We start from the raw sequence: 22,061 nt of genomic DNA, 5'->3' as shown, positions 1-22,061 counted from the left end.
GCGAGGAAAGAGGAACTGTACGATGGGAAAAGACACAACAGCCGCCGCCATGCCTGAGTACCGTGGCGGCCTTGGCGGTTGGCGAAAACCTCAGGAGCTCAATATCTTCCTGGTCCTGGTGGGGATCGTTGTCCTCTGCGAGGTGTGCGGCTGGCTGTTGATCGGGCAGAGTTTCGTCTGGAATCCGCAGCGCCTCACGATCACCATCCTCCAGGTGTCCGTGGTCGGGATTATCGCAATCGGCGTGACGCAGGTCATCATCACCGGCGGCATCGACCTTTCTTCGGGGTCCGTCGTGGCGGCAAGTGCGATGCTGGCGGCTGGGTTCGCCCAATCCGCGGAATGGTCGAAAGCGCTTTATCCTTCGTTGACCGATCTGCCGGCCATCGTCCCGATCGGCGTTGGTGTCCTGGTCGGTTTGATTGCAGGCATAACCAACGGTGTTTTTGTCGCCTATGCCCGGATCCCGCCGTTCATCGCAACGCTCGGCATGATGGTTTCAGCTCGGGGCATTTCGAAATGGTATACAAAAGGCCAGCCCATTTCGGGGCTGACCGATCAATTCACCGCCATTGGCTCGGCTGCATGGCCGGTGTTCGTCTTCATAGTCGTCGCCATAATCTTCCATGTTGCGCTTCGCTACACCCGCTACGGCAAGTACACCTATGCCATCGGCGCGAACGTCCAGGCAGCGCGGGTCTCCGGCATAGATGTCGAAAGGCATCTGGTTAAGGTCTACGCGATCGCCGGAATGCTTGCCGGTCTCGCCGGCATCGTCACCGCGGCGCGCGCGCAGACGGCTCAGTCCGGCATGGGATACATGTATGAGCTCGATGCGATTGCCGCAGCCGTGATCGGCGGAACGTCGCTTGCCGGCGGGGTGGGCCGGATAGGGGGCACCGTAATCGGCGTGGTGATCCTGGGCGTGATGTCGTCAGGCTTCACGTTTCTGCGGGTCGACGCCTACTACCAGGAAATCGTCAAGGGCCTGATCATCGTCACGGCCGTGACCATTGATGTCTACCGGAATCGGCAGAAACGCTCCTAGATCGAGCCCGCTCGCGGGCGCCTACTCCAAAACAATAAAAGCCGCCAGATAAAAATCACAAAGGCAGGAATGTTTCCGCAAGCGCAAGAAGACTTCAGGTCAATTCTGAAAATTCCATCGATGGAGATCGAAAATGCAAATAAGAGCACTGCACAGCTTGACATTGCAGCATTTTGACTTCGGCGCACTCGCCGAATGCGTATCTCAAAGGTGGCGATATCTGGCCAGGGTTCACGACTTTGCTCGTCGCCTTGTTGACAAACATGGGGCGGGCCGTGCGTCGGATCTTACAAAAGGGGCCGCCGCCAGAGCGTCGGGGAGGCGCGGGGCGATCCTGCGGGCCATTGCCGAGTCAGTGAACGATCTGACGCGGTTGGACATTTTCTACCATTGACTGGACGGTTCGAGCTTACGGCAAAACCCGCCACAGTCGCTCACCACGCAACGATCAACTCAGCCGATCGGGTGCAGTTCGATGGCCAACCAAACCGCATCGGTGTCGGCGAAATAGCGATGCCATGGATATTTCCACTGGTTCGTTCCGCTGACCCGGCAAAACGCCTCATGGGTAAAGCCCGGCGCCATGAGGACATCTTGATAAAGCGTCGCCTGGTCGTTCTCCCGGAATTTCTGCATGCGGCCGGTTCCGAATATCTGCGTGTGGATCTCCAGGAAGGGATGGTTTGTCGTGAATGAAGCAGTCGGTTTCAGCAGGTGACCACCAGAGGTTCAGTTTGAGCACGAAGCGCTGCATTTGCCGTTCCACGGCGACCTCGCCTGTAAAGAACAGCGGGTCGAGCTCGACTTCGCCGATCGTGTCCTGCGGCGAGATGAAGAGCGGGGTCTGGCGCGGGAAAGACCGGATGCGGTTGCCGAGCCAGTCCCAGCCGCGGAACATGACGCCGCCCAGGTCGACTGTCTTGCAAACTTTCAGGACAGCGATCCGGCCGCTCTGTTCGATCGTCGCTTTCGACAGCATAGCCGAACGCCACGGCGCAATTGAAGTCTTGATCGCATCGTCGATGATCAGCCGGTCGCTCGACAGGTTGACGACGATGCTGCTTTCGACGTGCAGGCCGGCGCCATTTTCGAAGAAATCGGCGGCGACGAAATCGTCCGCGAAATTCAGAGATCGATGCTGCAGCAGGCCGGTGCCCCGATGAACACTCATATCGTTCCTCCACCCATCGCGACCGTAGGGCGATGCCGTCCTGCGACCGCTGTCGCCATGTCACATCGACTGACGATCAAAAGGACAGAAAGGGCGGGCTTCAGCAATTTCGCAGACGCCCTTCGATCAGCGCGATCTGACGCAATGCCTGCGTCACTGGCTGGCATTGCCCTGTCAGCGGCAATGGTCGAGCCGTCGATCCAACAGCGGGCAGAGGGTCTGGCGCCGAAATTTCAACGGCCGATTTGGTTTCGCTTCGCAAGCCCGGCGCCATCGCAGAACGGGCGGCAGCATAAGCTGACAGCATTTTACGCACTGGCAGCTTCAGCTTGCGTCACATTAGACATCATTGAGAAATTGCGAGTTGGCTGTCGGCGAAGTCATATCGCAGGAGAATCAGCCGATCCGGACCGACCTCCCAGAGGAGTGGTCGTGCATACCGGAGGCAAGCCAGAAAAGAGCGGAGCAAATGCATGCCGGCGCACGAAGACGTGCGACCGCCGACCGCTGACGAGGGGAGTTCTGCAGACATGAAGCTTACTGGCGGCCAGGTCATCGCGACCGCATTGAAGAAGTATGGCATCAAATACGTGGCAGCCATCCCGGGGCATGGATGCTGGGCGATGCTCGATGCCTTCCTGCAGAAGGGCAGCGAAATCCCGGTCATCCAGGTGATGCATGAGCAATGCGCCGTCCACATGGCCGATGGATACTGGCGCGCCTCGGGCAAGCCGATGGCGGCGATGACTTCGATTGGACCCGGTGCCGCTAACACCATCATCGGCCTGGCGACAGCCTACGCCGACTCAACGGCGGTGCCGCTCTTCACCGGCGGGCCGGCGACGCATATGCGCGGCCACGGGGTCATGCAGGAGCTCGATCGCCACCGCACCAATTTCTTCCCGCAGATCGCCAGCGGCGCCGTCAAACGATCTTTCGAAGCTGGTCGCGTCGATGAATTGCCCTTCATCATGCATCGCGCCTTCAACGCCATGCTCAGCGGTCGTCCGGGTCCGGTGCATGTCGAAGTGCCGATGGATATCCAGTCGCAGGCAGCCGAGGTGGACATCCACGACCTAGATCTCAGGATGGCGATGGGCCGCGCCCGACCTGACCAGCGGGCAGTCGAGGCTGCCGCCGCGGCGTTGCTTGCGGCAGAGCGTCCGGTGATCGTGGTTGGCGGCGGTGCCATCACGGCGGAAGCAGCACCGGAAGTGAGGAAGTTGGCCGAAAAGACCGGCGCCGTGGTTGTCACGACCTGGAACGGCAAGAGTGCCTTCCCGGAAGATCATGTGCTTTTCGCAGGAGCGGTAGGCCAGACGGGAACTTCGGCCGGCAACAATATCGCTGCCGGGGCGGACCTCGTTGTTTCCGTCGGCTGCCGCTTCACCGATTGGTCCGCGTCCAGCTGGCGCAAAGGCGTCAGTTTCTCGATCCCGCCGGCGAAGCTTGTCCACATCGACATCGACCATCAGGAGATCGGCAAGAATTACCCGACTGCGGTCGGGCTTGTCGCCGACGCCAAGATGGCGCTTGCCGATATCATCGATGCCATTTCGTCCGAGCAGTCAAAGAAGACGCTTGCCCGGCGGGAAGCATTCCACAATGCGGTCGCTCGTGAGAAGGCCGATTGGGAAACGCAGCTCGCCGTACGTCGCGACAGCAACCAGTTCCCTTTCACGACGCAGCGTCCGCTGAAGGAACTTCGCGAAATCATGGGTCGCGAGGACATTCTTCTGGTCGGCTCAGGCAACACGCAAGGCGTCGTCAAACAGACCTATCCGGTTTACGAGCCACGCACGCACATCACCTCCGGCAGCTACTCCTCGATGGGTTGGGCGCTGCCTGCTGCCCTCGGCGCCAAGCTCGCCTGCCCGGACCAAAAGGTCTGCGTCATCCTCGGTGACGGCGACTTCATGATGTCGATGCAAGAGATGGCGGTGGCAGCGATGCACAACATCCCGATCGTCATCGTCGTACAAAACAATTCCGGCTACATGTCGATCCGCGGCGGACAGCGCAAGATCCTCGGCCGCCATGTCGCCAGCGAATTCAATATGGGCAATGGCGGCGCCTACTCGCCGCAATTCGCTGAAATTGCCAAGAGCTTCGGCATCGACTCCTGGCGCGTCGAGAGCGCCGACAAGCTGAAGCCGGCCCTCGAAGCTGCATTTTCCTGCTGCGGCCCAGCGCTCGTTGAAGTGCCGACGGCGCGCGATGCGGCAGGCGCTTTCGTCCCAGGCTGGTGGGACTTCCCGATCCCCGCCTATCACGACGAAGGTCAGGACGACTATTGGCGAGAACGTGCGCAAGAGCAGCATCTTTGACCGCATGGTCAGGGCAGCAGCGACAATACCGCCACCAAAGCTGAGAGGCGCAAGAGCCACGTGACGACGAATAGCCCCCGAGCAACGATCACAGAAATTTTGACCGGCTGGCCCTCGAAATCCTGGCTGGTGTTGCTGCCGACTTTGCTGGTCACGTTGCTGGTCGTCTACGGCTACATCCTGTGGACGGTAGTCGTTTCCCTGACCTCGTCGCGCTTCTTCCCCAAGTACGATTTCGTCGGCATCGAGCAATACGCAAAATTGTGGAAGGCTGATCGCTGGCAGATCGCGGTCGACAATCTTTGGATCTTCGCATCGCTCTTCATCGGCCTTTCACTTGTTGCCGGCCTGGTGCTTGCGATCTTCCTTGACCAGAAAGTGCGGCTCGAGAACGTCATCCGCAGCATATACCTCTACCCGATGGCGATCTCCTTCATCGTCACCGGCATCGCCTGGAAATGGATACTCAACCCTGGCCTCGGCATCCAGAAACTGGTGCGCGATATGGGCTATGTCGATTTCAAGTTCGACTGGCTGATCGACCCGAAGATGGCCATCTACACCATAGTGCTTGCCGCCTTCTGGCAGTCCTGTGGTTTCGTCATGGCGATTTTCCTGGCGGGCCTGAGAGGTGTCGACGCGGAGCTCTTCAAGGCAGCTCGCATCGACGGCGCTGGCCTGCCGAGAATCTACTGGTCGATCGTTCTGCCGATGCTGCGCCCGGTCTTCTTCAGCGTCATCGTCATCCTGCTCTACCAGGCGCTACGCTCGTTCGACCTCATCGTGTCTCTGACGAATGGCGGTCCGGGGTTCTCCAGCGATCTGCCGACGACCTTCATGTACCAATACACTTTTGGACGTGGCCAGCTCGCTCAAGGCGCCGCAAGCGCGGTGATGATCACAATGACGGTGATCGCCATCATTGTCCCTTACCTCTATTCGGAAATACGCCATGAACGCCGCAACGCTCGCTAGCCCGGTGCCGCGTTCGGCGGCGCGTATCGATGTCGCACGAGTCCTGGGATGGGCCGCGGTCTACTTCACCCTTCTCATCTTCGTTCTGTTCTTTGTCGGGCCATTGTTCGTGATGATCACCACGTCGTTGAAATCGATGGAGGAGATACGTCTCGGCACTTTGGTCGGCATCCCGCGCCACCCAACCATTCAGCCCTGGATCGATGCGTGGTCGAACGCGTGCGTGGGAGTCGAATGCACCGGCCTCAGCCCATTCTTTCTCAACACCATCTACCTGGTCGTTCCGGCAACGCTCATTCCCACGGCAATCGGCGCACTCAACGGCTACGCCCTCACGCAGGTCAATTTTCGCGGGCAGAACATCGTCTATGCGATCATCTTGTTTGGCTGCTTTGCGCCCTACCAGGCAATTCTGATTCCGCTTGCTCAAACACTCGGCAAACTCGGCCTCGCCGGCACGATCAACGGCCTGATCCTTGCACACGTCGTCTATGGTCTGCCGTTTACGACGATGTTTTTCCGGAACTTCTTCATCTCTGTGCCAAGCGATCTCGCCAAGGCCGCCAGGATAGACGGCGCGGGTTTCTTTCAGACATTTCGCCACGTGATGCTGCCGATGTCGCTGCCGATCATGGTGGTGGTGATCATCTGGCAGTTCACCAGCATCTGGAACGACTTCCTGTTTGGCGTGGCTTTCACCTCGGGACGAAATGTCCCGATCATGGTGGCGCTCAACAACATCGTCTCGAGCAGCACCGGAGAGCGTCCGTACAACGTCGACATGGCTTCGGCCATGCTCGCCGCGTTGCCGACGCTCCTCGTCTATGTGTTCGCCGGAAAGTATTTCGTCCGCGGTCTGATGGCCGGATCTGTAAAGGGGTAGGGCCGTGGCACAACTCAACATCCGCAGTCTTCACAAGTCCTACGGCAACCTCCCGGTGCTCGAGAACATCGACATTGAGGCAAGGGACGGCGAATTCCTCGTATTGCTCGGCCCGTCGGGTTGCGGCAAGTCGACCCTGCTCGGCGCCATCGCAGGCCTCGAACCAATCAGCAGCGGCGACATTCTAATTGACGGGCGCTCGGTCGCCAGACTTGAGCCAAAGGATCGCGACATCGCCATGGTGTTCCAATCCTATGCGCTTTATCCGACGATGACGGTTCGCGATAATATCGCCTTCGGCATGAAAGTGCGCGGCGTGGCAAAGCCAGAGCGCGACAAGGCGATCGCCCGTGTCGCGGAGACGCTGCAGATCGGCGCTCTGCTTGACCGGAAGCCGGGTCAACTGTCGGGTGGTCAGCGGCAGCGTGTCGCAATGGGCCGCGCGCTCGTGCGCTCGCCCAAGATCTTCCTGTTTGACGAGCCGCTATCGAATCTGGACGCAAAGCTTCGCGTCGAAATGCGCGCCGAGATCAAGAAACTCTACCAGCGTCTCTCGGCGACAATCGTCTACGTGACGCACGACCAGGTCGAAGCGATGACGCTTGCGACCAAGATCGTGGTGATGAAATCGGGGGTTATACAGCAGATCGGCTCGCCCGACGAAATCTACGGCCGCCCCGCCAACACCTACGTCGCGGGGTTCATTGGCTCGCCGCCAATGAACCTGATCCCGGCTCGCATGCGTCGAAAGGATGGCCGTGTGCTGCTTGAAATCGTGGGCGCTGGCGACAAACCGATCCACCTTGCGATCTCGGGTCCTGCCAATCCATCTGCCGCCCCAGAGGGGACGGCGGTCATTGCGGGTATCCGCCCCGAGGCGATCTTTCTGCCGCACGAGAAAAATCATGAACACACCCAGAAAGTCGATGCGGTGGTCGACCTTGTCGAGCCAACGGGCTCCGACACTTTCGTCACGCTTACCCTTGGCGGCAACAAAGTCATTGCGCGGTGCCATCCGAAATCGGCGCTGAGGGCAGGCCGCGAAACCTTCCTGGTCGATATCGATGGCATCCAGATATTCGACGTCAACACAGGCATGCGCATCGAGCAGGCTGGAGAGGACGCGGGCATGCCACCGATCGACGTGACGCGGTTCGCGACCGGGTAGATCAACCCAGGGCCTTCGAGGCAACACGCCACAACCGACAATGAAAAAGGCGGCAGACGTTTCGGCGCGTCTGAGCCTTCGTGCACCAATCTCTGCCGAACAAGGAGCAACCATAATGAGCATCAAGGGGAAGCGGAAATATTTCGGGCCAGTTCTGCTGAGTGCAGCGGCCATCGCGTCAATGGCAATCAGCATACCGGCCTACTCCGCCGAAAACGAAATCGAGGTCGTCCATCAATGGACCGCCGCGGGCGAAGCTGCGGCAATGAAGGTGTTGAAGGACGCTGTCGACGCGCAGGGTCTCAAGTGGGTGGACTCGCCGATCGCCGGCGCCGGCGGCAAGAACATGACACAGGCGCTGCAGGCGCGCTTCGCGGCCGGCAATCCGCCCGCCGCATCGCAGATGCCAGGTCAGTTCGTCTTGGAATATGCGCAAGCCGGTTCTCTCGGCGATCTGTCGGCAACCGCTGAGAAGGAAGGATGGGAACAGCTCGTCGCTCCCGCTCTGCTCGACTACATGAAGGTCGATGGAAAGATCGTTGCGGTGCCGCTCAACCAGCGGCGCGAGAACATGCTCTGGATCAACAAGAAGGTTCTCGACCGGTTCGGCGGAAAGGTACCGGAAAGCTGGGACGAGTTCCTGACGCTTGCCGAGAAGATCAAGGCGGGTGGGATAATACCGCTGGCGCTGGGTGGTGACGACTGGCAGGAGGGCGAAATCTGGACAGACATCCTGATCGGCCAGGCCGGCGTCGACTTCTACAAGAAGGCAGTGATGGCGACCGACCACGCAGCCATCAAGAGCGACACGACGGTCAAGGTGTTCGACACCTTCCGCAAGGTGCTCGCCTATGCCGACCCCAACCGCGCCGGCACCGACTGGGCGATCGAGACGGGCAAGGTGATCAAGGGCGAAGCCGCAATGCAGTTCCAGGGTGACTGGGCAAATGGCGAGTTCGTCGCCGTCAACATGAAGCCTGGCGTTGACTATCTCTGCACGGCGGCGCCCGGACACGGCCACACGTACGTCTTTCTCACCGACTTCTTTGGCATGTTCAAGCAGCCGAATCCCGAAGCGCAGAGGAAGCAGGAGATTCTCGCCAGCGCGGCGATGTCGATCGAAGTTCAGGAGAACCTGAACCTCAAAGGTGGCTCTATTCCGGCACGCCTCGATGTACCGCGTGACAGGTTCAATGACTGCTCCAAGCAGGCCTTTGCTGACCGTGAGGAAGGCATGAAAGACGGCACGCTCATTCCCTCGTTCGTCGAAAACAATGCGCTGCCGCGCGACATCCGCGCTCCGTACATGGACGTCATTACACAGTTCGCAAATACGCCCGACATGACCTCGCAGCAGGCAGTCGACAAGCTTGTCGAAGGGTTGAATTCCCTCTGACCCTCCTTGGACGCCGCCGGTGCGAAAGCCGGCGGCGTCGCATCCTGCCAACCGGAAAGACGAGATGACCATGGCACGCCATTTGAAGCGAGCAGACGAGAACTTGCGCCCCGCTGTGTTCGAAGGCGAACTGCGCGCGACGGTCGAGGCGATCATCACCGACGTCGCAGAGCATGGTGACGCGGCGGTGCGGGCGCTCTCGGCGAAATTCGACAGCTGGGACCGTGAAGATTTTCGCCTGAGCGAGCAGGAGATCGAGGATTGCCTGTCCCAGCTTTCGATGGGTGAACTCAGCGATATCCGTTTTGCTCAAGCACAGGTGCGCAATTTTGCGGAGAAACAAAGGGCGTGTCTGCTCGACCTTGAGGTCGAAACGCTGCCGGGCGTTTTCCTCGGTCACAAGAACATACCGGTCGAGAATGTTGGCTGCTACGTACCGGGAGGCCGCTACCCATTGCTTGCTTCCGCACATATGTCGATCATCACGGCAAAGGTGGCGGGATGTCCGCGGGTGATCAGTTGCGCGCCGCCCTTTCGAGGCAAGCCGGCGCCGGCGATCGTGGCCGCACAGCATCTGGCGGGCGCCGACGTCATTTATTGTCTGGGTGGCGTGCAAGCCGTTGCGGCGATGGCCCTCGGCACCGAGACGATCGCCTCCGTCGATATGATCGTAGGCCCCGGTAACGCCTTTGTCGCGGAGGCCAAGCGGCAACTCTTCGGGCGGGTCGGCATCGATCTCTTCGCAGGCCCGACCGAGACGCTTTTGATCGCCGACGAAACCGTGGATGGCGAACTTTGCGCGACCGATCTGCTTGGCCAGGCCGAACATGGCGTCGATACCCCGGCGATTCTGATCACGAATTCCGAAAAACTCGCTCGAGACACGCTCAACGAGATCGATCGGTTGCTGGCCATCCTGCCGACGGCGGCGGTCGCGGCCAAGGCGTGGGCCAATCATGGGGAGGTCATTCTGTGCGAGGACGCAGTGGAAATGCTCCAGGTGGCCGACAGGATCGCCAGTGAGCACGTGCAGGTGATGACAAGGGATGACCGCTACTTCCAGGAGAATCTCACCAACTATGGCGCGCTGTTTCTCGGGCCGCGCACGACGGTCGCCTATGGCGACAAGGTGATCGGCACCAACCACACGCTGCCTACGAAGCTTGCGGCGCGCTACACCGGTGGGCTGTGGGTGGGCAAGTTCCTCAAGACCTGCACATTCCAGCGCATCGACACTGACGCTGCTTCCGCGGAAGTCGGAGCCTATTGCTCGCGTCTGTGCATGCTCGAAGGCTTCGTTGGTCACGCGGAACAGGCCAACATCCGTCTTCGGCGCTATGGCGGCTTGAATCTGCCCTATGGGACCGGCGCCCGGCGCTACGCCTAATTCGGAGAGGAAATCCGTTCTCACGCGTGGCGCTACTATTGTTTGGAGGGAGTATGGTCGATTTCATCGTGGTTGGAGGAGGGTCTGCCGGTTGCGTGGTGGCTTCCAGGCTCAGCGAGAATCCCGATGTTTCGGTGCTCTTGCTTGAACAAGGCCCCCGAGACAACAGCCCCTACATCCATATGCCGGTCACCTACTACAAGACCGCACAGGGCAATCTGCTGCAGCGCTTTGAGCAGGTCCGCTGCGAGGCGGACAAGCATCTTGGCGCTCAAACAATGGTCCAGCCCAGGGTTCTTGGTGGAGGCAGTTCCGTCAATGCCATGCTCTACATTCGAGGCGCGCCGGACGACTACGAACGCTGGGTGGAGCAAGGGGCCACGGGTTGGTCCTACAAGGAGGTCTTGCCGTTTTTCAAACGCTCCGAGGACAATGACCGGCTGTCCAACGAAGCTCATGGTGAGGGCGGCCCGCTGGGCGTCTCGGATCCCTGCTATGTCCACCCGCTGAGCCGTTCATGGCTGAAAGCCTGTCAGGAGGCTGGCCTTGCCTTCAATGCGGATTTCAACTCCGGGGAGCAGGCTGGATGTGGTTTCTATCAGCTGACAATTCGCAACGCCCGGCGCTCGAGTGCAGCCGTTGCCTTTCTGAAGCCGGCGCAGAGGCGATCAAATCTGAAGGTGCGAACAGATTGTCGCGTCTTGCGCATCGTCTTCAAACAGGGACGCGCCGTAGGGGTAGAGATAGCCGACGGGCAACGGACGTCGACTATCTATGCCGATCGTGAAGTCATCATATCCGCGGGAGCGATCAACTCACCCCACCTGCTGATGCTTTCCGGCGTCGGTCCCGCGGCGCATTTGCGATCCTGCGGTGTCGACGTGGTGCACGATTTGCCTGGTGTCGGACAAAATCTCTGTGATCATGTCGACATCTATATGACCTATCAACTGTCGGGACCCTACAGCTACGATCGCTACAAAAGCCCTCTGTGGCAGTCTTGGGCAGGCCTGGAGTATCTGCTTTTCCGACGCGGGCCGGTTACGTCGAACGTCATGGATTCGGGGGCGTTCTGGAGCTCGAGCCAATCCACCGATCGGCCGGATATTCAGTACATATTCCTGTGCGGCAGCGGCATAGAATCCGGCGCCCCGGTTCCTGGCGGGTTCGGCTGCACCTTGAACGCGACCCACATCCGACCGAAGTCCAGAGGATGGTTGGGGCTACGAAGTTCCGACCCCGCGCAGCCTCCGCATATCGTGCCCAACTATCTTTCCGAGCCTTCCGATCTCGGTTGCCTGGTCGAGGCAGTTCAACGCGGCCAAGAGATCATGTCCCAGAAGGCGCTCTCAAAATACATCGAACGTGAGCATATGCCGGGCAAGCAACTTATGACGAAAGCCGATTACGAGCAGTACATACGGCAGTATGCGCAGTCGTCCTTGCATCCCAGCGGCACCTGCAGAATGGGGACCGACGACCTCGCCGTCCTGGATCCGGAACTACGCGTCCGCGGCCTCGACGGCCTGCGCGTCATCGACGCTTCAGCGATGCCGTCCGTGGTGTCGGGCAACACGAATGCTCCGACAATAATGATCGGGGAACGAGGGGCGGACTTTATCTTGCGCTCATTGACCTGACACGCCGGTTGCTGCGCCTTTCTGCCACCATTCCATGAAGGCGGCGCGCCGGGAAACTTGATCTTTCGGATTCAAAAAAGGAGACAGACATGAACAATCAGACGAAGGGCCTCCCTGGACTGGCAGGGATCGATCACGCCGGTTTGGTGGTGCCGAACATGCAAGAGGCGATCGCCTTCTTTCGAGACATCATCGGATGCGAATTCATCTACTCCGGCGGATCGTTGAAGGACGACACCGGGAATTTCATGCAAGACAAAATGAATATCCACCCGCGCGCACACATGAAAGAGGTCGTCTTCATGCGCTGTGGCAATGGGAGCAACATTGAACTTTTCGATTTCGAGGCCCCTGATCAAAAGACAGTATTCCCCCGAAACAGCGACATTGGCGGCTATCATCTGTGCTTTTATGTGGATGATATCAACGCAGCCAGCGAACATCTCCGCAGCCATGGGGTTAAAGTCTACGACAAACCGGAGTTCGAAAAACACGGTCCCGGAGCGGGCGAGTCGTGGGTCTATTTCGAAGCGCCATGGGGCCTTCAAATGGAACTTATCAGCTATCCATCCGGCAAGGCCTATGAGGCAAATGCAGGAATGCGGCTGTGGAACCCGACACAATCTAGCCACTAGGTCCACCGCTATCTATCCGCCACCCCGATCCAAATCGGGTTCGATTGCCTCACAAGGCGAAGTGCGCTCCGTAGTCCGGACAGCCCGGCTGCGGGGCGCATTTGTGTGTGCAGATGGGCGGGCGCAGAAGAACTGGGCGGCGACGAGTGCCCTCCGACTTGTCCACAAACTACTCCACGACCCAATCGCGGATTCAGTCAGTCAGATGGCTTGGATTGGGCGCACCCGAGCAAGTGTCGCCTTCAGACAAACGGGTCCGCGTCGACCCGTCGCCCCAGCATGAAGCAGTCGGAGACCAGTTGTAGCGGCGTTGAATCTACATCCGATTTCCCGGACTTCAACAGCTCGGCGAAATGGGCATAGATGCCTTCGTATTCCTGGGACGATGAACCGGCGAGAGTAACCTCGCCATTAACACGGAGTTGCGTCCCGCCGTTGCTCAGCTGAAGAGTCGTGCCTTCGTTGGTTTCGACGTCTATGTCCCAGGATGGTTCACCGGTTTGTTGCCAGTCGAGTTCGGCGGTCAAATCGGTGTCAATCCCAATGGGCGACTTGAAGCGAATGGAGGCAGCAATGGGTGTTGCCTTGTTCGACGGGATCATCAGGAGCGCATCGGCTACAAGGATCGGAACCGGCATGATTTTCGAGATGATGGAGAATGCGTTGATGCCAGGATCAAACACGCCGAACCCGCCTGGCTCCCAGATCCATTCTTGACCAGGGTGCCAGTAGCGGACGTCCTCCTTCCACGACACATGCAGACGGCGGACCGTCAAACCAGCAAGGAGGCGTTTTGCCTCGTCGACCGCCGCGTTGTGTTGCGAATGCCATGCTGTGAAGACAATGCGTTTGTGGGCGGCAGCATGGGCCAGCAGTGCCTCCAGTTCACCGATTGTCGATGTCGGCGGCCTCTCGAGAAGAAGATGAAATCCGGCGTCGATTGCTCGGTGTGCGATATCGAAGCGCGGTTTCGGAGGCATACACAGCGTGACGGCATCGAGTTTGATCCCGCTTGCGACGAGTTCCGAAAAAGTCTTGAAGGTTTTCACATTTCCGTAAGAGCCGCGCGAACTGACTACCGCTGCGAGGTTGAAGTCAGCGTTCTTGGCAGCTACCGGCAGATGCTGATCCTGTGCGATCTTGCCCAGGCCTACAACGCAAATTTGAATTGTCACAAATCCTCCTTCCAAATGGCCGAGTTTTTCGTCGCCATCGTTTGCACCGCTGTTAAGGAATGCCAGATTGGAGGCTGATTGGCTCGCTCTTGCCGTTTCAACGAAACACCTCGTCCAGTCAGTGAGTGGGGCGTGGCGTCGGGTCGAACCCGTCGAGCCTTTTCTCAAGCTCAGACCGCCAGACCTGCGGCCAGAAGCACGTTTCGTGTCGATTCCGCAGACTTGCGCGCCACGTCCTCGACGCTCATTGACGTGAGCGTAGGCGAAAACACCTCGGGTCCGACCTGGTTGAGGCCGCCTGTGTCCGCCAGGATTCGCAGGATTTCGGCATTCGGGAATTCACCGTCGCCAGGAAACTGGCGGTCGTAGCAATTGTCTTTGATCGTCACCCCCTTCGGCAGCGCCAGAGGGCCATCGTTGACCTGCACGCAATGGATCATGTCGCCGGGGATCGTCTTGAGGAGCCCAATGTCGGAGCCTCCGCGCACGAAATGCCACACGTCGAACACCAGCCCGCCATTCGACGCGCCGGAATCACGGACGACATTCCATGCCATTTCCAGCGTTGGAACGCCCCACAGCGGGATGAATTCGAGATCACACTTCAGGCCATGCGCAGCCGCGCGGGCGCAGATCGCCACATAGTGCTCCGTGATCTCGTCTGTCGACATTGCATTCAACGGAAAGGTGGCGTTCAGGCTCGCATGGGTGCAGCCGAGCGCGTCGGTCAGGCGAAAAAACTGGTCCGGTGGCGTGTTAACTGTGGCGATGTAGGCCTCGTCCATATTATCCGGGCGCCAGATCCGCGGCCAGGTGTTCAACGGGTCGAGCCGGGTGATGCGCACACCATGATCCGCGGCCTCCGCGACGATGTCCGATGCCGGTTTGCCGCCCTCGATCAGTCTCTCGACGTCACGCGGCATGAGCGACAGCTCCTTGAAGCCGGCAAGTTGCGTCGCCCGGAATTTGTCCGTTAAAGACAGATGCGCTACGTTCGAGAACGGCATCATGTAGGAATTGACGGTTCTCGACATATGCGGCTCCGGCACGTCTGCGATGGTGCTTACCATCTGCACCCACCAACTGGCGTGGACGCGCGCGGCTGACAGGCATCGACGGCAGCTGACTTCACCCGCAAGCAGCGCTCAGCGCAATTTCGCAGGCGGCATGACACTTGAGCACTCTGACGCACTTCGCTTGAGCGGTGACGGTCAATCTCAAATGGAGTCTATCGTCGACGTTCCGGATGTAAGATAGGTGATCACTTCCTTGGGTATCGAAGCGTCGCTCGGTGAAAGCACCGTGGCACGGCGCAGGTCGCCTTTCCGAGTCTTCCGGTCTCCCACAAAATGCATGGCCACCTTTTGCGCAACCGGCTGTCGCACCATGCTCGCCGCGATTCCGCTGGTTACCCCGAACATGAACTTCTTCGAATTTCGGTCGATTGAGGCGAGATTGCTGAATGTCATCTCGTTACGTTGGATGGTCTCGAAATCGATTGAGAACAGGCGATTGGAAATATAGAAACTGAATCCGTGGTATTTGAAAATATAGTCAATCTTATTAGAGCCATCGAGGTTCGGGAACCGTTCAACGTAGCTATGCATCAATATCCCGTCTTTCGAATAGAGATAAAATATTGACCTGAGTATCTGACCTTTGTAGATCGAGGAGTAGTGGTAGCGTTCGTAGGCCCCAAGAAAGTCTGCCGCGTCTGTCGCATTCGCGGACAGTATTTCCGTGATAAACATCATCATCTTAGGCGATTTTTGTATCCGCTTGAACAGATGGAAGTGGTTTCCCTCGACAAGCGATTGAAAGTCATGCGGATTGTATGTCATGACATCGACGCTCAATCCGAAGAAATTCGCGATCAAGCGGAGATTCTTCTGCGACGGCGCGTGAGTTCCGGCGAGATACTTATTGAATTGCTGACGATTGATGCCCAACTTTCGGCATGCTTCCGATACGGTGCCGTGCTGCTCGCATAGAGTTTTAAGATTATCGGCTAGGTTCGCCTGCTGGTTCATCGCGGTTCTCCTGCTGCGCTCTGCGCTGAGCGTTGGCAGCGATATGCCCTCTATTTTGAAGCTTGGTTGCCGCGAATTGACGCTAGATTACACCGCAGTCGCGTCAGTTTGAATAGCGCACGGTTAGTTGGTGTGACAAAAAGTGGAGGTCGTGTATCACGTCCCGTGTGGCCTCCCGCAGCCTGTGTCGTCCGTGACCTCGCCATTCCATTCGCCGCCGACAACGTCGGACTCGGCGGTGGTGATGGGGCAATCTACCCGTTTTGAGTGTCGGATAATCTGCAGTCTGGAATTGTCAGCGCATATCCAGATCCAGCGTGCTGATCGCGACCAGCCGGGTCGTAGACGATGTCGGTGCGGCCCACTGGTCCGCGAATGTTTCCCTCCAGGAAATGGTCGAAGTTTGGATCAGCGAGCAGCATGGTAACCTGTTCGGCGATGTAGGCCCGGATCTCCGGCTCGCCGTTTGCGATTTCCTCGACGATCTCCTCCCGCCCGTCGACCAAAAGCAGAATGTCCTCGGCATCGCGGCTGGCGATGAGATCGCCTTGGCCGCGTCCGCGGTATGCCTCCAACTTGGTCGCGACAAACAGCTGCGGCTCGGCATGCCGCTAGCAACCGCAGTCCTCGAGTCTCGTCCTCAGTCCCGGGACAGTGGACAAGCGCGGATCGATCCCGCGCACCACAACGGGTTAATACTCCGAGGTGCTGGAGGAGCCCGGTCTCCAAAGCCAGATCAGCGTCGCTCCGCGTGCCAAGGCGGGCGGCTGCAAACCACCCACCGACTTGCACGCTCCAACCCTCATTGGCGACTCCGCCAGTGAGCCGCTCCAGGCGTCCCAACCAAGACGCACGTGTTGAACCTGCTGCACCGCCTGGTTGACGGCAAAGCCATCACGCCGCCGACCATCGATGCGCCCCAAGCCCTGATGCTGACCAATGAGCCAAAGGTCAATGTCGAGCGCTATGACGCTCTGCGCAAAGCCTCGGAGGCCCGCCTTGCGCCATAACCCCGCCGCCGGCGCGATCATCATCATGCTCAAGAGCCTTAAGATGCACGGCATGGCCCAGGCCGTAGGCGAGTTGACCGAGCAAGGTGCTCCGGCCTTCGAGGCTGCCATCCCGATCCTGTCGCAACTGCTCAAGGCCGAGACGGCGGAGCGTGAGGTTCGATCGACAGCCTACCAGCTCAAGACCGCCCGCTTCCCGACCTATCGCGACCTCAATGGCTTCGACTTCTCCAGCAGCGAGATCAATGAGACCCTGGTGCGCCAGCTTCATCGCTGCGACTTCCTCAAGGAAGCCAATGACATCGTTCTGGTCGGTGGCCCTGGTACCGGCAAGACCCATGTCGCCACCGCCATCGGGGTGCAGGCCATCGAGCATCATCAGAAACGCGTCCGCTTCTTCTCGACCATCGAGCTGGTCAATGCGCTCGAGCAGGAGAAAATGCAGGGGCGAGCTGGTCAGATTGCCGGCCGCCTGGCTCACTGTGATCTGGTCATCCTCGATGAGCTCGGCTACCTGCCGTTCAGTGCCTCAGGCGGCGCCTTGCTCTTCCACCTGCTCAGCAGGGTTTACGAGCATACCAGCGTGGTCATCACCACCAATCTCAGCTTCAGTGAATGGGCCAGCGTCTTCAGCGATGCCAAGATGACGACGGCGCTGCTCGACCGGCTCACCCATCATTGCCACATCCTCGAGACCGGAAACGACAGCTTCCGCTTCAAGAACAGCTCGGCCCATGCGCCGCCAAAACCGAAGGAGAAACCCAGACCCTTGACCACCACATTTGACCAAGAACACAATTAAGAGGCGGGTCACTTCTCGGCGGAAATCAACAGGCATACACAAGTATGATGCCACGAACCACTCGTAGAATGGTGCCAAATCATCGTCTGGCCGATGCTCTCCCTATCAACCGGCCGCACCGGCGGGTTCGCGACAGTGGAGAGCAAAATGAGCATTTTTCAGGTCACCGACGGCACGGCAATTTCCTACACCGACTGGGGCACGGGTCAGCCGATCCTGTTCTCGCATGGCTGGCCGCTGGCCGGCGACGCGTGGGCGCCGCAAATGCTGTTCTTTGCTTCGCAGGGCTACCGCGTGATCGCCCATGACCGCCGCGGCCACGGCAAATCGGGCCAGCCATGGGCCGGCAACAACATGGACCAGTATGCCGATGATCTGGCCGAGCTGATCGAGGCGCTCGATCTCAAGGACATGATCATGGTCGGGCACTCGACCGGCGGCGGCGAGATCGCCCATTACGTTGGCCGGCACGGCACGGCACGGGTCGCCAAGATGGTGCTGGTTGGTGCCGTGCCGCCCTTGATGCTCAAGACCGAAGCCAATCCCGAGGGTACGCCGATTGAGGCGTTCGACGGACTCCGCAAGGGAACGGCCACCGACCGGTCGCAGTTCTTCAAGGACCTGTCGATGCCGTTCTACGGCTTCAACAAGGAAGACGCCAAGGTCAACCAGGGTCTGCGCGACACCTTCTGGCGGCTGGGCATGCAGGGCAGCATCAAGGCCGAGTATGACTGCATCCGCGAATTCTCCGAGGTCGACTACACCGAGGACCTCAAGAAGATCGACAAGCCCACGCTGGTCGTGCACGGCGATGCTGACCAGATCGTGCCGATTGCAGCGGCCGGCCTCAAGACGGCCAAGATCGTCAAGGGCGCCGAGCTCAAGATCTATCCCGGCGCGCCGCATGGTCTGGCCGAAACGGAGGCCGAAAAATTCAATGCTGACGTGCTCGCCTTCATCAGGGCCTGATCAGCGCCCGGGGCCACGCAGCCGCTGTGTGGCCCACTTTCTTTCGGCCCCAGGAGAGACTCCCATGTCCAGCCATTGCACGCATGTACAGACCATACGCGAGGTGACGCCCGGTAGCCGCGGCTGCGAGGAGTGTCTTCGGACCGGGCAGCGCTGGCTGCACCTGCGCATCTGTCGCACCTGCGGCCATATCGGTTGCTGCGATCAGTCGCCCGGACGCCATGCCACCGCCCATTTCCACCATACCGGTCACCCGATCATCGAAGGCTATGATCCGCCCGAGGGCTGGGGCTGGTGCTATGTCGACGAGATGATGATCGATCTGCCTTCCCAGACGCCGCAGCTGGGGCCAATCCCCCGCTACTACTGAATTATTGCCAAGAGGGTTTGGGCCATGGCTACCAGCGAGACCACTGAGGATCGACGCTTTCCCACCCTGACGGCTGATCAACTCGCTGTGGTCGAGCGGCGGAGCGGCGGTGCCCCTGCAACATTGACGCCAGGTGCCCTGGCCTATGCAGTGGGCGCGACAGACGCGCCTGCTTGGTTCATCGTCGCCGGCACGATGGACATTTTTTCCCATGCGGGCCTCGACGATGAGCGCCTGATCCAGACGCTTGGCCCCGGGCAGTTCAGCGGGGAAATCAACCAGCTGACGGGGCAGCCGACGCTGGCCGGCGGCCGCGCCGGTGCGCAGGGGTGTCAGGCGGTGCTATTGACGGCGGCGCAGGTGCGGGCGCTGGTGATCGGTTCGGCCGATATTGGCGAAATGGTGATGCGTGCGTTCATGCTTCGGCGGGCTGCGCTGATCGACGCCGGCAGCGGGGGACCGATCCTCATCGGTGTTCCCAATAGTCCGGACATGGTGCGCCTGCGTGGCTTTCTGGCCCGCAACGGCTTTCCCCATGTCGTGCTGGACGTATCAGTTGATGAGAGGGCTCGGACCTTCGTTGCGCAGATGCAGCCCGGCGGGGCCACTCTGCCGCTGGTGGTCTGCGCTGACGGCAGCACGCTGCGCTGTCCGGACGACGCTGCGCTGGCGCATTGCATCGGCATATCGCCGACCATCGACACGGACGTCGTCTATGACACAGCCATCATCGGTGCTGGTCCCTCGGGACTGGCGGCGGCGGTCTATGCCGCGTCAGAAGGGCTCAGCGTAGTCGTGCTGGAGGCCAATGCCATTGGTGGGCAGGCCGGCGCATCGGCCCGAATCGAAAACTATCTCGGCTTTCCCAGTGGCATTTCCGGCCAGGCGCTGGCCGGGCGCGCCTTCAGCCAGGCGCTCAAATTTGGCACGAAAATAGCGCTGGCGCAGTCGGTGACCGCCCTGAAGTCTCTGACGGATGAGCGCCTGACCGCCCTGACGTTGTCTGACGGGCAGGTCATCCGGGCCCGGACCACGGTGGTGGCCTCCGGGGCGCGCTATCGCCATCCACCGCTTGCCAATCTCAAGACCTTTGAGGGGCGCGGCATCGCCTACTGGGCGTCCCCCATTGAAGCCAGGCTGTGCGAGGGCGAGGAGATTGCGCTGGTTGGCGGCGGCAATTCCGCTGGCCAGGCTGTGGCCTTTCTGGCGCCGCGGGTGAAAAAGCTGCATCTGGTGATCCGCCGGCCCGATCTGACGGCCACCATGTCGCGCTATCTGATCGACCGCATCGCATCGCTGCCCAATGTGGTGCTGCATGCCAGCTCCGAGGTGTCGGCGCTGGAGGGCGATGAGGTCGCCGGGCTCGATGCAGTGGTCCTGCGCCATCGGGAGAGTGCGCAGGACAGCAGGCTGGCGCTGCGACACCTGTTCCTGTTCATCGGCGCCGATCCCAACACTAGCTGGATGGACGGCTGTGTCGAAACGGACAGCCACGGGTTCATTGTGACGGGTGCGGGTATGGCTGCCATCCCGCCGCCGGCCGGTCGTTTGCCGCTGGAGACCTCCATGTCGGGCGTGTTTGCCATAGGCGACGTGCGGGCAGGCTCCACCAAGCGCATTGCTGCGGCGGTCGGCGAAGGGGCTGCCGTAATCGCCCAGATCCATGCCGCGCTGGCTGCCCGCTCTTCTGCCCCTTGATGGGTCAAAAGCCGTCCGGCCTAACCGATGCTCGGCAGGCCTTGCGGCCGGGCGACCCTCCTGCCACGGCGGGCGACCCATACCTGCGTATGGGGCAATCAAACTAAGACACGTCCGGGCCGCCTACACGTATGACAGACCCCACGATGGTGTCCATGCGATCCTCGTAGTCATCGAGAGGACGGTATGTCGGGGCGGAGTTCATCGCCGCCGACGCGGGCTGATCGCGGGTACGCATTGCACCAGACCGTCCCTTCAACCCTTGAAGACAGGAGATGAAAATGGACGACATATCCACCTCAACCGCCAGCAGCATTGTTTCCGACAAACCCCGCAACGGCCGGATCTGGTTGGCTACGCTGGGCTTGGCCCTGCTCGTCGCCGGTCTGCTGGCCAGCGCAAGCCTGATGCTCGCAACCGTCTTTTCGATCATCTATATTGCCGCAATGATGATCATTGCCGGTCTTGCGCAGGTGGGCTTTGCCTTCACCGCCCCGGGCTGGCAGGCCAAGATCCTTTGGACGTTTGGCGGCGTGCTCTACACCGTCGCGGGCGTTTTGGCATTTACCAACCCGCTGCTGGCCAGTGCCGGGTTGACGTTGCTGATCGGCGTGTTGCTGGTGATTGGCGGCGCATCCCGCATCGGCTCGGCCGCGCTTGAACACAAAGGCAGTCCTTCCTGGTCGCTCGCTGCCATGGGAACGGTGACCGCCTTGGCTGGTCTGGCGGTCCTTCTGGCATGGCCCGGGGTCAGCCTGTGGCTTCTGGGCGCCATCCTGAGTGTGGACCTGATCTTCCAAGGGCTCAGCGCGCTGGGCATGGCCTGGGCGCTGCGCCAGCGCTAGGCAAGTGCTGCCAGTATCGCAGAAAGGGTCGCCCCATGTCGGGCGGCCATTTTTGCAGTGGAACACGCGTCAGAGGGAAGCCGACCTCACGCCGCAAGGGCGGTTTCGATGCAGTCGATCAGCATCTGGCCCTCGAAGGGCTTGCCCAGGAAGCCAATGGCGCCGGCGGCCATGACCCGTTCGCGGATACGCTCGTCGGGGAAGGCCGTTATGAAGATGACAGGCGTTGCATTGCCCCGGTCGCGCAGGATCTGGGATAGTTCCACGCCGCCGATCCCATCCATCTGGACATCAGTTATCAGGCAGTTGACATCGGACGTGCCGAGCGCGGCAAGATAGTCCTCTGCCGAGGCAAAGGTGGTGGCGTGCATGCCCAGCGAGCGGATCAGGCTGGATGTTGCCTGACGCACCGAAGGGTCATCGTCGACAATGGCAATGGTCTTGACGTGTGACATTGAAATTCCTCGCGCAGCATACTGGAGCGCGCTGCGCTAATGCCATCCAAATGCGCCCACCGGGGCACCAATTCAAT

21 protein-coding genes and 2 pseudogenes are annotated in these 22,061 nt (G+C 60.0%); 15 read left to right on the top strand and 8 right to left on the bottom strand.

Going from position 1 to position 22,061, the window contains the following annotated elements; genetic code table 11:
* Positions 1 to 49: 49 nt before the first annotated feature.
* A complete protein-coding gene (locus tag NKH67_RS21635) occupies positions 50 to 1,048 on the top strand; it encodes an ABC transporter permease (RefSeq protein WP_352502357.1) in 999 nt (332 codons plus the stop codon).
* 453 nt (positions 1,049 to 1,501) lie between these two features.
* Here the strand turns inward: NKH67_RS21635 and NKH67_RS21630 are convergent, their stop codons facing one another.
* Positions 1,502 to 1,633, bottom strand: coding sequence for a hypothetical protein (locus NKH67_RS21630; RefSeq protein WP_352502275.1), 132 nt, complete (start codon positions 1,631 to 1,633; stop codon positions 1,502 to 1,504).
* The gene (locus tag NKH67_RS21625; protein ID WP_352502276.1) at positions 1,611 to 2,219 is read right to left on the bottom strand and encodes a hypothetical protein; all 609 of its coding nucleotides are present in this window, start codon (positions 2,217 to 2,219) and stop codon (positions 1,611 to 1,613) included. Before NKH67_RS21625 ends, NKH67_RS21630 begins: the two co-directional genes overlap by 23 nt.
* Before the next feature lie 530 nt (positions 2,220 to 2,749).
* Here NKH67_RS21625 and NKH67_RS21620 point away from each other — a divergent pair.
* The 8 genes from NKH67_RS21620 (at position 2,750) to NKH67_RS21585 (ending at position 12,630) form a co-directional block, all read left to right on the top strand.
* Positions 2,750 to 4,546 carry a thiamine pyrophosphate-binding protein gene (locus NKH67_RS21620; protein WP_352502277.1) on the top strand — a complete coding sequence of 599 codons (1,797 nt, stop codon included), beginning with the start codon at positions 2,750 to 2,752 and terminating at the stop codon, positions 4,544 to 4,546.
* A gap of 99 nt (positions 4,547 to 4,645) precedes the next feature.
* Positions 4,646 to 5,521 (top strand): carbohydrate ABC transporter permease, encoded by an 876-nt coding sequence (locus tag NKH67_RS21615; protein ID WP_352502278.1) that lies wholly within the window; start codon positions 4,646 to 4,648, stop codon positions 5,519 to 5,521.
* Positions 5,499 to 6,404 carry a carbohydrate ABC transporter permease gene (locus NKH67_RS21610; protein ID WP_352502279.1) on the top strand — a complete coding sequence of 302 codons (906 nt, stop codon included), beginning with the start codon at positions 5,499 to 5,501 and terminating at the stop codon, positions 6,402 to 6,404. Before NKH67_RS21615 ends, NKH67_RS21610 begins: the two co-directional genes overlap by 23 nt.
* A gap of 4 nt (positions 6,405 to 6,408) precedes the next feature.
* Positions 6,409 to 7,572 (top strand): ABC transporter ATP-binding protein, encoded by a 1,164-nt coding sequence (locus NKH67_RS21605; RefSeq protein WP_352502280.1) that lies wholly within the window; start codon positions 6,409 to 6,411, stop codon positions 7,570 to 7,572.
* Between the two features lie 115 nt (positions 7,573 to 7,687).
* A complete protein-coding gene (locus NKH67_RS21600; protein WP_353031801.1) occupies positions 7,688 to 8,968 on the top strand; it encodes an ABC transporter substrate-binding protein in 1,281 nt (426 codons plus the stop codon).
* Between the two features lie 70 nt (positions 8,969 to 9,038).
* Entirely contained in the window at positions 9,039 to 10,355 is a 1,317-nt protein-coding gene (hisD, locus tag NKH67_RS21595) for a histidinol dehydrogenase (RefSeq protein ID WP_352502282.1), read from the top strand.
* Between the two features lie 53 nt (positions 10,356 to 10,408).
* Entirely contained in the window at positions 10,409 to 11,995 is a 1,587-nt protein-coding gene (locus NKH67_RS21590) for a GMC family oxidoreductase (protein ID WP_352502283.1), read from the top strand.
* Positions 11,996 to 12,084: 89 nt separating this feature from the next.
* Complete coding sequence (locus NKH67_RS21585) at positions 12,085 to 12,630, top strand: VOC family protein (RefSeq protein ID WP_352502284.1); 546 nt, start codon at positions 12,085 to 12,087, stop codon at positions 12,628 to 12,630.
* A gap of 242 nt (positions 12,631 to 12,872) precedes the next feature.
* Here the strand turns inward: NKH67_RS21585 and NKH67_RS21580 are convergent, their stop codons facing one another.
* The 5 genes and pseudogenes from NKH67_RS21580 to NKH67_RS21560 form a co-directional block, all read right to left on the bottom strand.
* Positions 12,873 to 13,805: a Gfo/Idh/MocA family protein gene (locus NKH67_RS21580; protein ID WP_353031799.1), complete on the bottom strand. Its 933-nt coding sequence runs from the start codon at positions 13,803 to 13,805 to the stop codon at positions 12,873 to 12,875.
* 170 nt (positions 13,806 to 13,975) lie between these two features.
* Positions 13,976 to 14,875: a sugar phosphate isomerase/epimerase family protein gene (locus tag NKH67_RS21575; protein ID WP_352502286.1), complete on the bottom strand. Its 900-nt coding sequence runs from the start codon at positions 14,873 to 14,875 to the stop codon at positions 13,976 to 13,978.
* Between the two features lie 147 nt (positions 14,876 to 15,022).
* Entirely contained in the window at positions 15,023 to 15,835 is an 813-nt protein-coding gene (locus NKH67_RS21570) for a helix-turn-helix domain-containing protein (RefSeq protein ID WP_352502287.1), read from the bottom strand.
* Positions 15,836 to 16,089: 254 nt separating this feature from the next.
* Positions 16,090 to 16,410: a hypothetical protein gene (locus NKH67_RS21565; RefSeq protein WP_352502363.1), complete on the bottom strand. Its 321-nt coding sequence runs from the start codon at positions 16,408 to 16,410 to the stop codon at positions 16,090 to 16,092.
* Positions 16,411 to 16,537: 127 nt separating this feature from the next.
* Positions 16,538 to 16,678 (bottom strand): annotated as a pseudogene (locus NKH67_RS21560) (aminoglycoside phosphotransferase); the annotation flags it as partial.
* On the opposite strand from NKH67_RS21560, the pseudogene NKH67_RS21555 reads away from it, so the two are divergent.
* The 6 genes and pseudogenes from NKH67_RS21555 to NKH67_RS21530 all read left to right on the top strand — a co-directional run.
* Positions 16,669 to 16,845 (top strand): annotated as a pseudogene (locus NKH67_RS21555) (IS21 family transposase); the annotation flags it as partial. The pseudogenes NKH67_RS21560 and NKH67_RS21555 sit on opposite strands and share 10 nt — an antisense overlap.
* 25 nt (positions 16,846 to 16,870) lie before the next feature.
* Positions 16,871 to 17,647: an IS21-like element helper ATPase IstB gene (gene istB, locus NKH67_RS21550; RefSeq protein WP_352502358.1), complete on the top strand. Its 777-nt coding sequence runs from the start codon at positions 16,871 to 16,873 to the stop codon at positions 17,645 to 17,647.
* 147 nt (positions 17,648 to 17,794) lie between these two features.
* Positions 17,795 to 18,616 (top strand): alpha/beta fold hydrolase, encoded by an 822-nt coding sequence (locus NKH67_RS21545; protein WP_352502288.1) that lies wholly within the window; start codon positions 17,795 to 17,797, stop codon positions 18,614 to 18,616.
* Positions 18,617 to 18,680: 64 nt separating this feature from the next.
* Entirely contained in the window at positions 18,681 to 18,986 is a 306-nt protein-coding gene (locus NKH67_RS21540; protein WP_352502289.1) for a UBP-type zinc finger domain-containing protein, read from the top strand.
* A gap of 24 nt (positions 18,987 to 19,010) precedes the next feature.
* On the top strand, positions 19,011 to 20,684 hold the full coding sequence (locus NKH67_RS21535; RefSeq protein WP_352502290.1) for an FAD-dependent oxidoreductase: 1,674 nt from the start codon (positions 19,011 to 19,013) through the stop codon (positions 20,682 to 20,684).
* A gap of 281 nt (positions 20,685 to 20,965) precedes the next feature.
* Positions 20,966 to 21,529, top strand: a complete 564-nt coding sequence (locus NKH67_RS21530) for an HdeD family acid-resistance protein (RefSeq protein WP_352502291.1) — start codon at positions 20,966 to 20,968, stop codon at positions 21,527 to 21,529.
* Positions 21,530 to 21,615: 86 nt separating this feature from the next.
* Here NKH67_RS21530 and NKH67_RS21525 read toward each other — a convergent pair whose 3' ends face one another.
* Complete coding sequence (locus NKH67_RS21525; RefSeq protein ID WP_352502292.1) at positions 21,616 to 21,984, bottom strand: response regulator transcription factor; 369 nt, start codon at positions 21,982 to 21,984, stop codon at positions 21,616 to 21,618.
* Between the last annotated feature and the right edge of the window lie 77 nt (positions 21,985 to 22,061).

The sequence above is a fragment of the Mesorhizobium sp. M0968 genome (assembly GCF_040319065.1).
In the GTDB taxonomy this organism is placed as follows: domain Bacteria; phylum Pseudomonadota; class Alphaproteobacteria; order Rhizobiales; family Rhizobiaceae; genus Mesorhizobium.
Note: the sequence above shows the minus strand (reverse complement) of the source record. Positions and strands in the feature narration are given on the sequence as shown.